This window comes from Zhongshania marina (assembly GCF_002915595.1).
Taxonomy (GTDB): Bacteria; Pseudomonadota; Gammaproteobacteria; order Pseudomonadales; family Spongiibacteraceae; genus Spongiibacter; species Spongiibacter marinus_B.
The window spans coordinates 99091-111472 of the sequence record NZ_PQGG01000010.1 but is presented as its reverse complement, the minus strand read 5'-3'; the positions used below and the strand labels follow the sequence as shown (position 1 = coordinate 111472).

Below are 12382 nucleotides of genomic sequence, written 5' to 3'. Positions count from 1 at the left end.
ATTTGTGTTGTTCTTAGGCCAAACAATAATCTGATAAATCGGGCTTTTGCATGGCTTCTTTAAACTGAGCGCGGGTCCACGGCCATGTTGCGGGTACGCCCTGCGCATCTAAATACCAGCTTTGGCAACCTGATCCGAAAATGGATTTTTTAGCCGCTACGATTCTTGCTTTATCAAAGTTTTCTAGCGCAGTTTGGCTGGCACTGACTTTCTGGTATTGACCGCTTTCAACCAGCGACATTAATTGGCTAATGTAATGCCACTGTTGCTCGGCAATTTCGATAAGGGAGAAATTGCCGACTGGGCCATTGGGGCCGTTGAGCATAAAGAGGTTGGGAAACTCTGGAATAGATACGGACATATAGGCCGTAGGGCGATCGGCCCAGGCTTGCTCCAGTGTGATATCGTTTTCGCCTGTTATTCTCATGGGGCGCATAAAACGATCGGCCTGAAAGCCAGTGGCGAGCACGATAATGTCGAATTCTCTGAGTGTGCCATCGGCACTGCGAATACCATTCTCTTCAATGGAATCGACGCCTTCCAATAGTACTTCTACATTGGCTTGTTGCACGGCTTGGTAGAAGTTTTCGGAATAAATTAGTCGCTTACAAGCGGCGCGGTAGTTAGGGCGTAAGCGTTCTCTTAATTCAGGATCGCTAATGGAGTTTTCTAAATTTTCCCTGACGATGTTTTCAATTTCATGCATTGCCGCTGAATCTGGCTCGGTAATCGCCACTGAGAAGCGCTCAATATTTGCTTCTAATTCTGGGTCATTTTGGATGCTTTTGAGGGCGATTGGATCGTTGCGGAATAGTGCCTTTTCGGCTTCGCTAAATTCGGCATTCACCACCGGCATAATCCATTGTGGTGTGCGTTGGTAGTGGCATAGCTGAGCAGCGCATTCAGCAAGTGCCGTCACAATTTGAACGCCGGTAGAACCGGTGCCAATAACCGCGATCCGCTTGTTTTCTAATGATGCGGAGTGATCCCAGCGGGCGCTGTGAAAAATCTTACCTTTGAATTTTTCCATGCCGTCAATGTGCGGAATGCGGGGGTGATGCAATACGCCGGTGGCGGCAATAACAAAGTCGGCGCAGTCACTGTTGCCCTTTGATGTGCTGATATGCCACTGATTATTTTTAAAGTGGCAGTCGGTAATTTCTTCATTGAAAGAGATTATTTCTTCGAGCTTGTATTTGGCAACTACGGACTCAAAGTAGGCCTGTACTTCTGGCCCCGGTGGAAGATGCCGGGTCCATTCAGAATTAGGCTCAAAGGAATAGGTGTAAGAATGGGAGGGCACGTCACAACTTAAGCCAGGGTAGGTGTTCTCTCGCCAAGTGCCGCCGATACGGTCTGCTTTTTCGTAAACGCGGACATTGTGCTTTCCCGCTTCGCGCAATTTGATGGCGGCTAAAATGCCGGCCATGCCAGCGCCGATAATCACATAGCGATGCTGTGTATTAAGTTTATTATTGTTCATCTGAGCCATACCCTATTAGCCAAAATTGCCGCGCATGTTGCGTTATGGGGCATATCCTATGTGGCTTTGTTGCGGCTTAAATCGTCCAGATAAACTATTTAGGGCAATATCGTTAACGGGGCGAGGCGAGAAAGGCTGCAACGCTTTTTAGTAGCAGGCTTACCAGCATGGTTTGCTGAGTGACGCCGGTTTTGGCAAAAATTGCCCGTAAATGCGCGCGGGCGGTGTTGCGGCTGATGTGCAAGCTGTTACTGGCGTCTTCTAAACTTTGCCCGTCCGCTAGCGCCATGGCTAAGCGCGATTCCGCTGGGGTTAGGCCGTAAAGTTGGCCCAGCACTTCTGCTGAGGTTTGTGATTTATATTCGGGGTCGCTAAGAAATACCGCTACGGCGGCGACGGCTTGGCCGTCTACTTGGCTAAGCTGGGGTATGGAGCGCACAACAATATTCAGCGGTAAATGACCTGCACTACGGGTAATTGCCATTGCTTGCACAATATGCGGTTTGCTTTGACGGTGCGCGTCTATGGCGCTGCTAATCAATTGTCGGAAGTGACTGGCCTCGTTACCTTGGCTAATTTGCAATTGCCGATCCTTACTGCTGATACCATTTTTCTCGGCAAGAATTTGATCAGCAATTGCATTGCAGTGCAGAAATTGTCGCTTGTCGTTGAGAATAATAGTGCCGAGTGAGAGTTGTGAAACGGTGCGATCAAGTAATGTTCGCTCTGTTTCCATGCGCTGTAATCTTGCAAATAAGGGAATGGCGCTGTGTAAGTGTGTTAGTAATAAGGCAATTTTTTCTTTGTCTTGTGCCGTAAACGCCGGAGCATTGGGGCTGCGGGTAATACGCAGATTCGCCCGCATACCGTCAGCCAGTTGCATGTCTACACCGAGAATATGCAGTAAATCAAAGGGTTTCATGCAGCGTTGATAAAACTCGCTGTGTAGGAGTTGATCCTTGGGTAAAAACTCTTCCAGCGATACTACTTGTCCTGCGGGTAGATTGACGAAGGGATCTAGGGCGTACAGACCGTCGCTATATACATTGTTGGGAGTGTCAGAAATCGGCGTGGGTAGGCCATCGTTTAAAAGTAATCCCGCATCGCCTAAATTGGGCGTGCGCAAAATAAGAAAACAAATATTTGCTTCCATTTCCTCCCGTAGCAGCCTTAAAAAGCTCTGCCACAGTGGCGTTTCGTCTAGGCCTTTGTATATGCTTTCAACAAGTTCGCTATAGGCCTTTAATGTATATGGTGCGGTGTCGTTTGCCATTTTTTCTTATCCGCTGAGTGCTTATTCATTATTGTCTTTCCGCAGGCGCGGAATAGCTTGCCAGCATAGCGGCATAGTTTGCCTTTGTACTAGTCCATCTTGACGATGATTTATGTGTTCCTAACTTGCACATTAGGAACTAATAAGAAGTCATTGAGTGTATGGTTATGAACATTGGAAAGCAAAACGTCGCGGTGATCACCGGCGCAGCAAGTGGTATTGGCTTGGGCTTGGTGAACGCTTGTGCTCAGAGAAATATACGGATCGTCGCGGCGGATATTAGTTCATCGCGTTTGGCCGCACTGAGTGAGGATTTAAACCAGCGCGGTATTGAACACGCCGTTATGGTTTGTGATGTTTCAGATCCAGAACAGTTGAATGCCCTAGCGGCTTTTGCTTATGAGCGCTACGGTGTTGTCAATCTGCTATTTAATAATGCCGGTATTATGCTCAATGGTTTAACTTGGCAGTGCAGTGTTGAGGACTGGCAGAAAACAATAAATATTAATTTGTTGGGGGCGGTGTACGGAGTAAAAGCCTTTGTACCGCGTATGTTAACGCAATCATCGCCGGCACATATTGTGAATACTTCTTCCTTGGCGGGTCTACTTAGTTCGCCAATGATGGGCCCATATAGCGCAAGCAAACATGCGCTGGTGTCGCTATCTGAAACCTTGCTTTATGAGCTGCAGTCGCAGGGGGCTGATATTGGCGTGTCGGTACTATGCCCCGCGCAGGTAGCCAGCAATATAATGGATGCCATAGATAGTAGTGATACGGCCCAGCAGAATGCTGGGCAATTAAATGATTTTCTGCGCCAGGGTATTCAAGCGGGTATGGCACCGAGCGAGGTGGCAGAAATGGTATTTGATGCGATAGAGCGCAAGGCATTTTGGGTATTCACTCATCCTGACTTTAAGCCGACTTACATAGCTAAGGCTGAGGCCTTAGTTAAGGAAATCAATCCGGTGTTTGAACAAGTGATTTGCGATTAAACGAAGCGGTGTTCAGTTTTAAGTATTAGGGAGTGGTCATGTTAGCAGCAGAGGTGGAAACCCTATTAGTGCTTTTGAATAGCCAGCCGAATGTACCTTTGGCTGAGCTTACGCCAGAGATGATGCGTAAAACAACGCTGCCCTTGGCGGAAAATGTCGAGCCAGTGTTTAAGGTTCTCAATACCGAAGTTCCGATTGCCGCGCTGGATGATGAGGCGGGTAATAGTGAGCCGTTGGCGGTGCGAATTTATTATCCACACGCTGCCGAGGGCAATGCCAGCACCTTGCCGGCGATACTATTTTTTCATGGCGGCGGCTTTGTTGCCTGCGACCTTGATACTCATGATGGTATGTGTAGAGCCATCTGTAATGCCAGCGCTTCTGTTGTTGTGTCAGTGGACTATCGTTTGGCGCCAGAGGCGCGCTTCCCTGCTGCGCCGGAAGATGCTTATCGTGCCTTACTATGGCTGAACCAAGAGGCGGGTGCATTGGGTGTAGATGCGAACGCGATTTCAGTTTGTGGAGATAGTGCCGGTGGCAATCTTGCTGCAGTTCTGTGCCTGCTGGCCCGAGACCGCCAAGGCCCGACAATTCAAAAGCAAATTTTGATATACCCCGTAACCTCACCGGGATGCGATACCGAATCACAACATAAATTTGCCGAGGGCTATTTTTTAGGCCGCGAGCAAATGCAATGGTTTTGGCGGCACTACCTTGGCGAAGCATCAAATGCGCAAACGCCTTATGTGGATTTACTCGCGGCAGATTTAAACAATTTGCCGCCGGCGGTGATTATAACTGCAGAGTACGATCCGCTATGTGATGAAGGCAAGCTATACGCCGACAGATTGGAGACGGCGGGTAACCGCGTTGACTATCAGTGTGTAGCTGGGCAAATCCACGGCTTTTGCAGCTTCGCGGATTTTATTCCCCAAGGGCGTGAAGTGCTTGTTGATTTGTTTGGGTAGTACTTATCTTTCATGGTGCTAATAAGGCATCAATATCCAAATGCGCTTCAAGGCAATCTGCCAAGCGCTCGATATTGCTTTCTATGATGCCGGCGTAGTCGAGGTCTTCGATCTCGCTTGCGCCAGCCCAGCGCAGTAATTCTTCTCGGGTTTCGCTTTCATCAAACAGACCGTGTAAATAGCTGCCGATAATTTGACCGTCGCCGCTGCGGCAGCCATCGCGATGGCTGTTTAAATCTGCGAAGGCATTGTCTAGGGCGGGGCCGGAGCTGATGCCGGCGTGTATTTCGTAGCCGCTAATTTTGGCACCGCTGCCGATGAGTTGTCCGCTTACTCTGCGAAGTGTTTTGTCGCTGCCGAGGGTGGTTTCCATGTCGAGAAAGCCCAATCCAATACTTGAGCCGGCATCGCCTTCTATTCCATTGGGGTCGTGAACGGCTTTGCCTAGCATCTGGAATCCACCGCAAATACCGAGCACTTTTCCGCCGTAGCGAAGGTGCTTGTTGATGTCTGCGTCCCAATTATTGCTGCGCAAATAATCGAGGTCGCGACGGGTGCTTTTGCTGCCGGGAAGTACGATTAGATCGCAGGGCGGAATGGCCTCACCTTTGCCAACAAAACAAAGGTCTACCTGGGGGTGCAAGCGCAGTACGTCAAAATCGGTGTGGTTGCTGATGCGGGTGAACACCGGCACGGCTACTTTAATAGCATTTTCAGAAACCTGCTGGCGCTTGTCGATGGCGTCTTCGGCTTCTAGGTGGAGGTCATGAATATAGGGCACCACGCCAATAACTTTTTTGCCAGTGCGCTCTTCTAGCCAATCTAAACCAGATTGGAGTAGCGCAATATCGCCGCGAAAGCGATTGATGATAAAACCTTTAACTCGGGCTTGTTCCGTTTCGGAAAGTAAATCCAGCGTGCCGACAAGGTGAGCAAATACACCGCCGCGATCAATATCGGCAACGATTACAACGGGGCAGTCGACGGCTTCGGCAAATCCCATATTGGCGATGTCGTTGGCGCGTAAATTAATTTCTGCGGGGCTGCCTGCACCTTCAACGACAATGACATCGTATTGTTCGCTGAGCCGTTGATGGGACTCTAATACCGCACTCATGGCGCGTTTTTTATAGGCGTGATAATCCTGCGCCTCCATATTACTCAGGGCTTTGCCGTGAATAATAACCTGGGCGCCGGTATCGCTATTGGGTTTGAGTAACACTGGATTCATATCGGTGTGGGGCAATAAACCACAGGCCTGAGCCTGCACAGCTTGGGCGCGACCGATCTCGCCGCCCTCTGGCGTGACGGCACTGTTCAGCGCCATATTCTGTGGTTTAAACGGTGCCACACTCAGACCGCGACGTTTAAATACTCGGCAAAGACCGGCAACGGTGACACTTTTACCGGCGTCTGAGGTGGTGCCTTGAATCATTAATGTTAGGGTCATGGTTGTATCACTTCATTTAATTAGTCGGACGTTGGACGTCTGGTGTCGGAAGTCGGACGAAGGAATTGGCGTTCTGCGTTTAGCATCACCCGTTTTCCAAGATTGCTTTACGCTAGATGGGAGACGGTAAACGCTTAAAATACTGCTCGAAGCTAGGAAGAGGAGTGGCAATATATCGCGGCCTATCCACTTACGTCCGACGTCAGACACCCGACCTCCGACCAATTTTCTTAGCGTCTCCCGTCTCCCGTCCAGCGTTCTGCGGCCACCGTGTCCAGCATTCTGCAGCCATCACGTCCGACATCAGACCTCCGACGCCAGACCTAGTCCCGCCATCCATCTTGCATTATCAATTCGTCGATATCCTGACGCTCGGCCCAGCGTTCTGTTTCCAGCATGGGGCGAGGGTAAAACGCTTCAACTGGGCCAAGGCATAGTACGGCAATGGCGCGGCTGCCTTCAGGCATATTGAGTAAATCTTGTAGTGAATTTGGATCAAATAGCGACACCCAGCCCATGCCCAGACCTTCGGCGCGGGCAGCCAGCCACAGGTTTTGAATGGCGCAGGAGGCGGAGGCGAGATCCATTTCGGGTAGGGTGCGGCGCCCAAAGATATGTTTATCGCGGCCATTCATTAAGCACACAACAAGCAGTTCGGCACAGTCACGCACACCTTCAACTTTTAAACGCATGAACTCATCTTCGCGCTCATTAAGCGCTTGGGCGGTTTTAATTCTTTCGTCTTGGATTAGCTGATAAATATTTTCGCGCAGTTCGGTTTTGCGTATGCGAATAAATCGCCAGGGCTGCATAAAGCCAACACTGGGAGCCAGATGGGCTGCCGCGAGTAATTTTTTTAAGGTGCCCTCGTCAACCTGCCCACCACTGAAATGGCGCATGTCGCGACGCTCTGCAATGACACGATAGACCGTGTCTCGATCTTCGTCGCTATAGCGCAAGGTGTTTTCTGCTTCAGTCACTGTGTTATTTCCTACTGCTGACTGGCATAAAATAAGTTTGGCCTTTACTGCTGATCATGCTGAGTTCTTGGTCGTAGAGCCGCTCTAGCGCGCCGACGGTTAGCATGGCTTCCGCATCTCCCCAGCAGGCATCGCCATTGGGATAGAGTAGCAGTATTTTGTCGCACCAATGGGCGGCTAAATTCAAATCGTGAAGGCAGAGAATAACACCGCATCCGGCATCGGCTTGTTCGGCTAGTAAGCCCATAATTTGCACTTGATGTTTTAGATCTAAATGATTGCTGGGTTCATCCGCCAGCCACAGCTTAGGCGTTTGGCAAAGTGCGGTGGCGATGGCCAGTCGCTGGCGCTCGCCGCCAGACAAGGTGCTAACGAGGCGCTGTTCTAAATCGTCCAGCTCTAATCTTTGTAGGGCCTTGCGGGCAATGGCAAGATCATCGGCGGTTTCAATGTCCCACGGTGCAATAAACGGGTGGCGACCAATCATGGCGGTTTCTAATACCGTGGCGGGAAAACCTTCACCGTTGTTTTGGAAGACCACGGCGAGTTGTTGGGCGACCTGCTTGCGGCGCAATTGTTGAATATTATCTTTGTTTAAATTTACAGAACCGGCACGCGGCTTTTTAAGCCCCGCAAGGGTGTGTAGCAAGGTGGTTTTACCCGCGCCGTTGGGGCCGAGTATGCCCCAGATTTCTCCGGCTTTGACTTCAAAGGACAGCGGCGTGCCACTTTTACGCTCGGGAATATCAATGACGAGATCAGTCGCGGCCAACATACTCAGCGACTCCGGTGTAATAAATATAAAAAGCTAGGTACGCCAATCAGCGCGGTAATGACACCGGCGGGTAATTGCTCCGGCGCGATTAAGGTACGGGCCAAGGTGTCGGCTAACGTGAGTAGCGCACCGCCAGCTAATGCGGCAGCGGGTAAAATTAGACGCTGGTCGTTACCCAATACCAGCCGCAGCATATGGGGAACAATTAAACCGACAAAACCTATGCTGCCGGCGGTGGTCACGGCAAAGGCGGTAAGCAAACTGGCGGAGATATAAATAGTCCACTCTAATGGCCGCACTGATACACCCAAGGCGGATGCCTGCATTTGGCCGCGAGCCAGCACATTTAGGCTGCGCCCCAGCGGCAACATCACAACAGAAATAATTGCTAATACCGCGAGGGCCATCCACGGTGAGCGGGCGTAGGCGAGGTCGCCCATAAGCCAGTAAAGCATGCCGGGCAACTGGTCGCTGGGGCTTACCGCCAACATAAAGGTAATGGCTGCGCCCCAGCCAGAGGCGATTACCACGCCGGTGAGCAATAAGCGGGTGGGGGTCCAGCTGCCCGTGCCGTGGGCAAGCCCGAATACGGTAATGGCCGATATCATCGCACCGACAAAGGCTGAGCCAGATACCGCGGCGGCGCTTAATCCGCTGAGCATGGCGACTAATGCACCGACGGCTGCGCCGCCAGATAAACCCAGCACATAAGGGTCGGCAAGTGGGTTGCGCAGTAACACTTGCATTAAGGCGCCGGCGACGGCGAGTAAGCCGCCTGCGGCAAAGGCGGATAATGCGCGGGGCAGGCGTAATTCAAATACCAGTGTGCGGTGCAATGGTTCGCCGCCGCCGTTTAAAACTTGCCAAAGTTCTTGATTAGAAATGCTGACGCTGCCAGTGGTTATGGCCAGCATCAGTGCGCCAAGGGTAAACAGAAAAAGCACCAGCAGCGGCGCAAGAAAGCGCGGCAGTGGCTTTGCTCTGCTATTGCTTTTAACGCCGGCCACGGGCGGTGTCCAAATGTTCGCAGAGCATGGTCGTGCCCTGCAGCAGTCGCGGCGTGGGGCGCTGAATTGTTGAGGGGGGAATAAAAAATAAATTATCGCGACGCACGGCGGTCAGGCCGCTAAAGCGTCGCCAGTCTTTGAGCCAGTCGTGATTTTCTTCACCCATGCCACCGGCGATGATGGCTTCTGGGTTGGCGGCGAGCACGGCTTCGTTGTCGATGCGTGCGGTCAAATTGGGCAACTCGCCAAAAACATTTACGCCGCCACAAATACGCGTTGCTTCGCTGATGATGTGCTCATTGTTAACGGTCATCAGCGGGTTGATCCAGATTTGCTGGAATACAGTTACCGGCGCGGCGTTGGCGTAGCGCTTTTGCAAATTACTGACGCCCAGACGGAAATCGGCAGCAGCGGTTTTTGCGGTGTCCGTGGTGCCAGCTAATTTCCCTATGCGTTCTAAAGAGCTGGCCACATCTTCAAAGGCGCGCAATTCGCTGTAGTAAATAGGCATGCCTAGCGCCTGCAATTGCGATAATTGCTCGCGCGGATTACCACTGAGCCAGCCGATGAGTAAATCTGGCTTTAAGGCGAGAATAGCCTCTTGGTCAAAGCGGTTGTAGCTGCCAACACGGGGAAGTTTTTTGGCGGCGTCTGGGTAGTCGCTAAAGCTCACAGCGGCGACTAATTTATCACCGGCGCCAGCAGCATAAACTAATTCGGTTGCACCGGGGGACAGCGCGATAATTCGCTGCGCGGCTTTGGGTAGGCAGAGTTGGGCGCCGCTATCGTCTGTGACGCAGATTTCTGAGTGCGCGTTTGCTGATAAAAGCGCGCTGCCAAGAAGTAGTGCGTGAATGAGTTTTAGCGGACCGCGCATTACCACTCCACGCCTTTGCGGGCTTTTATACCGCCGCGAAACGCATGTTTTTTGTCGTCGATCATCGACACCGTGTCGGCCAATTCTTTGAGGGGGACGGGCGCGCCTCGGCCGGTAATTATCACGCTTTGTTCGCGGGGGCGATTGCGCAGTGCCTCGTAAACCTCTTCGGCGTCGATATAGCCGTATTTTAAAATATAGGTGAGTTCGTCTAGCAGGACGAGGTGAATGGACTCGTCTTGCAGTAATACTTTAGTCTGCTGCCATGCTTGTTGAGCCGCTTCGCGGTCTTGTTCTTTGTTTTGGGTTTCCCAGGTAAATCCGGAACCCATCACAATAAAGGGGACTTCTGGGCAGCGCTCTTGAATAAAATTACGCTCGCCGCAGTCCCAAGTACCTTTGATAAACTGCACCACGGCGGCTTTGTAGCCGTGGCCCAGGGCGCGAATAATGGTGCCAAAACCGGAGCTGGATTTACCTTTACCTGGCCCACTTAATACGATTAACACACCGCGTTCTTCAGTAGCCTTGGCGACTTTTTCGTCGATCATGGCCTTTTTAATCTGCATTCGCTTTTGGTGCTTTTCTTCGTCATTAAGGGTCATGGTGGCTCCTGATCGCTGAGTCAAATCTGCGCCGGCTTGCAGCGCAGATTATTTGAGCGGTGAATGATACCTTTATTTTGGCGTGTAGGTGATGCTAAACATCGCTTCGCGGCCGATTGAAAGGTAGTCGCCAAAGCTAAAACTGCGGGCGCTGACATATTCTTTATCGAAGATGTTTTTCAGTGCTAGCTGCAGTTTTACCTGCTCGTTTACGCGGTAAGACACGGTGCCGTCTACTAAGCCGTAACCGCCGAGTTCGTCGGTATTGGCGGTGTCTTCATAACGGCTGCTCACTAAGCGCAGGCTGCCGCTCACACTCCAGTGCTGCCATTCGCGGCCGACGTCGAGGTTGGCTTGCTTGTCGGCGCGGCGACGTAAATCTAAGCCGCTGTTTGCATCGGTGGCGTCTAGCAGGCTGATGTTGGCGTCGACGTTCCAGTTCATGATTTCAGTTGCTACGCTGAATTCCCAGCCCTTGATTTCGGCGCCTTCAATTTGATCTGGGCCAAAGGTGGCAGGGTTGTATTGAATAAGTTTGTCGACGTCGTTTTCAAATCGCGCCACGCTCCAGCTACCCCACTGGTGATTGCCGCGCAGTTCTAATTCGGTGTTTTCAGAAGTTTCTGGTTCTAGGGTAGGTACACCATAAAATGGGTAGTACAGATCATTAAAGGTCGGGGCATTAAAGCCTTCGCCGTAGGAGGCGATGACTTTTAGCGCATCGCTGATATCAAAACCCACGGAGGCGTTGCCGGTGTCGTTGGAGCCGAATTGCTCGTTATCGTCATTGCGGCCGCCAAGGGTAAAGTTTAGGCGGCCAAAATCTGCCTGCCACTGTGCGAAGTAAGCTTTGTTCGCTCGGCTTTGCTCGCCGTAGCTAAGATTGCTTTCAACGTGGTCGAGGAAGCGCTCATAGCCGGCGGTAATCACGTGATGTTCACCAATAGTCCAGTCATTTTGCAGGCTGTAAACGCGTCGCGTTGTGTCAAAGGTGTCGCCACTGACACCGACTGCGGCGGGGTCGACATAGTGATAGTCAATGGTGGATTCGTCTTTGGACTCGCCAGCAGAAAGGGTGAGTAACCAGTTTTCTAGTGGGCGGAATTCGCCGCGAATATTGGCGATGCTGACTTCGCCGTCGGTATAGGGTGAGCAGGTATAGGTCACGCCACCGGCGCGGCAGTTATTGTCGTAGTCGCTTTCGGTTTGGCTGTTTTGATAGAAGGCAAATAGCTCAGCCTTATCGTTTATTTTGTGACTGAAGCTTGCGTTGACAGCGGTTTGCTCAAAGGCGTCGTCGTCGCCAGCTACCCCAGCTTTGCTAGAGGTGTTGTCTACGCCGTCGGTCTCTTCACGCAAGATACTGATGTTGGCTTGGGTTTGTTCATTGCCTCCGCTAATAGCGGCTAGTACTTTGCGGGTGCCCTGGGTGCCCACGCCAATTTGTAACATGGGTTGTATGCCATCAGTGTCGTGGTATTTGCGGGTAATGATATTGATGACGCCGCCAATGGCTTCTGATCCGTAAAGGCTGGAGCGTGAACCACGTACAATTTCGATGCGTTCAATTAGCTCTGGTGGCAAATTGGTGAGCGCTGGTGTGCCGTTGGTGGCTGAGCCAATGCGTACGCCGTCGATCATCACTAGGGTGTGATTACTTTGATTGCCACGCACAAACAAGCTGGTGCTGGCGCCGCGGCCGCCGTTGCGGACAAAGCTGACGCCGACAGCGCGGGAGAGTAATTCCTGTAAGTCATTGGGTTGAATACGCTCAATGTCAGCGCGCTCAAAGACCGTAACCGGCGCGAGAATGTCTGCCACCGACTGCTCGGTGCGGGTCGCGGTGACGATGGTGGTTTCAATATGGGATTCATCCGCCGCAAAGATAGGGGATGTCACCAGCGTAAGGACACTGCTAACAGCAGCAAGAGTTGTTTTGTTCATGGTTAAACCTCAAAGCTATAAAAGG

Annotated in this window: 11 protein-coding genes; 2 read left to right on the top strand and 9 right to left on the bottom strand. The window is 51.5% G+C overall.

What is annotated here, in order from left to right:
• Positions 1-13: 13 nt before the first annotated feature.
• Positions 14-1483, bottom strand: coding sequence for a flavin-containing monooxygenase (locus C0068_RS04680; RefSeq protein WP_103683327.1), 1470 nt, complete (start codon positions 1481-1483; stop codon positions 14-16).
• A gap of 112 nt (positions 1484-1595) precedes the next feature.
• Positions 1596-2756 carry a helix-turn-helix transcriptional regulator gene (locus C0068_RS04675; RefSeq protein WP_103683326.1) on the bottom strand — a complete coding sequence of 387 codons (1161 nt, stop codon included), beginning with the start codon at positions 2754-2756 and terminating at the stop codon, positions 1596-1598.
• Between the two features lie 167 nt (positions 2757-2923).
• On the opposite strand from C0068_RS04675, the gene C0068_RS04670 reads away from it, so the two are divergent.
• Together C0068_RS04670 and C0068_RS04665 are read left to right on the top strand one after the other, a co-directional pair.
• A complete protein-coding gene (locus C0068_RS04670; RefSeq protein ID WP_158249913.1) occupies positions 2924-3751 on the top strand; it encodes an SDR family NAD(P)-dependent oxidoreductase in 828 nt (275 codons plus the stop codon).
• A gap of 38 nt (positions 3752-3789) precedes the next feature.
• Positions 3790-4719, top strand: a complete 930-nt coding sequence (locus tag C0068_RS04665) for an alpha/beta hydrolase (protein ID WP_103683324.1) — start codon at positions 3790-3792, stop codon at positions 4717-4719.
• A gap of 10 nt (positions 4720-4729) precedes the next feature.
• Here C0068_RS04665 and C0068_RS04660 read toward each other — a convergent pair whose 3' ends face one another.
• From C0068_RS04660 to C0068_RS04630, 7 genes are all read right to left on the bottom strand, one after another.
• Positions 4730-6169, bottom strand: coding sequence for a cobyric acid synthase (locus C0068_RS04660; RefSeq protein ID WP_103683323.1), 1440 nt, complete (start codon positions 6167-6169; stop codon positions 4730-4732).
• A 323-nt stretch (positions 6170-6492) separates the two neighbouring features.
• The gene (bluB, locus tag C0068_RS04655; RefSeq protein WP_199176114.1) at positions 6493-7149 is read right to left on the bottom strand and encodes a 5,6-dimethylbenzimidazole synthase; all 657 of its coding nucleotides are present in this window, start codon (positions 7147-7149) and stop codon (positions 6493-6495) included.
• Positions 7150-7153: 4 nt separating this feature from the next.
• Positions 7154-7924, bottom strand: coding sequence for an ABC transporter ATP-binding protein (locus C0068_RS04650; protein ID WP_199176113.1), 771 nt, complete (start codon positions 7922-7924; stop codon positions 7154-7156).
• Between the two features lie 2 nt (positions 7925-7926).
• Positions 7927-8931, bottom strand: a complete 1005-nt coding sequence (locus C0068_RS04645; protein WP_199176112.1) for a FecCD family ABC transporter permease — start codon at positions 8929-8931, stop codon at positions 7927-7929.
• The gene (locus C0068_RS04640) at positions 8918-9808 is read right to left on the bottom strand and encodes a cobalamin-binding protein (RefSeq protein ID WP_103683321.1); all 891 of its coding nucleotides are present in this window, start codon (positions 9806-9808) and stop codon (positions 8918-8920) included. The genes C0068_RS04645 and C0068_RS04640 overlap by 14 nt, the downstream gene beginning before the upstream one ends.
• Positions 9808-10413: a cob(I)yrinic acid a,c-diamide adenosyltransferase gene (cobO, locus tag C0068_RS04635; RefSeq protein ID WP_103683320.1), complete on the bottom strand. Its 606-nt coding sequence runs from the start codon at positions 10411-10413 to the stop codon at positions 9808-9810. Before cobO ends, C0068_RS04640 begins: the two co-directional genes overlap by 1 nt.
• 72 nt (positions 10414-10485) lie before the next feature.
• Complete coding sequence (locus C0068_RS04630; protein ID WP_103683319.1) at positions 10486-12357, bottom strand: TonB-dependent receptor domain-containing protein; 1872 nt, start codon at positions 12355-12357, stop codon at positions 10486-10488.
• Positions 12358-12382: the final 25 nt, after the last annotated feature.

Coding starts and splice junctions, on each gene's coding strand:
- C0068_RS04680 (WP_103683327.1), bottom strand. CDS start 1,483: ATGAACAATAATAAACTTAATACACAGCATCGCTATGTGATTATCGGC.
- C0068_RS04675 (WP_103683326.1), bottom strand. CDS start 2,756: ATGGCAAACGACACCGCACCATATACATTAAAGGCCTATAGCGAACTT.
- C0068_RS04670 (WP_158249913.1), top strand. CDS start 2,924: ATGAACATTGGAAAGCAAAACGTCGCGGTGATCACCGGCGCAGCAAGT.
- C0068_RS04665 (WP_103683324.1), top strand. CDS start 3,790: ATGTTAGCAGCAGAGGTGGAAACCCTATTAGTGCTTTTGAATAGCCAG.
- C0068_RS04660 (WP_103683323.1), bottom strand. CDS start 6,169: ATGACCCTAACATTAATGATTCAAGGCACCACCTCAGACGCCGGTAAA.
- C0068_RS04650 (WP_199176113.1), bottom strand. CDS start 7,924: ATGTTGGCCGCGACTGATCTCGTCATTGATATTCCCGAGCGTAAAAGT.
- C0068_RS04640 (WP_103683321.1), bottom strand. CDS start 9,808: ATGCGCGGTCCGCTAAAACTCATTCACGCACTACTTCTTGGCAGCGCG.
- cobO (WP_103683320.1), bottom strand. CDS start 10,413: ATGACCCTTAATGACGAAGAAAAGCACCAAAAGCGAATGCAGATTAAA.
- C0068_RS04630 (WP_103683319.1), bottom strand. CDS start 12,357: ATGAACAAAACAACTCTTGCTGCTGTTAGCAGTGTCCTTACGCTGGTG.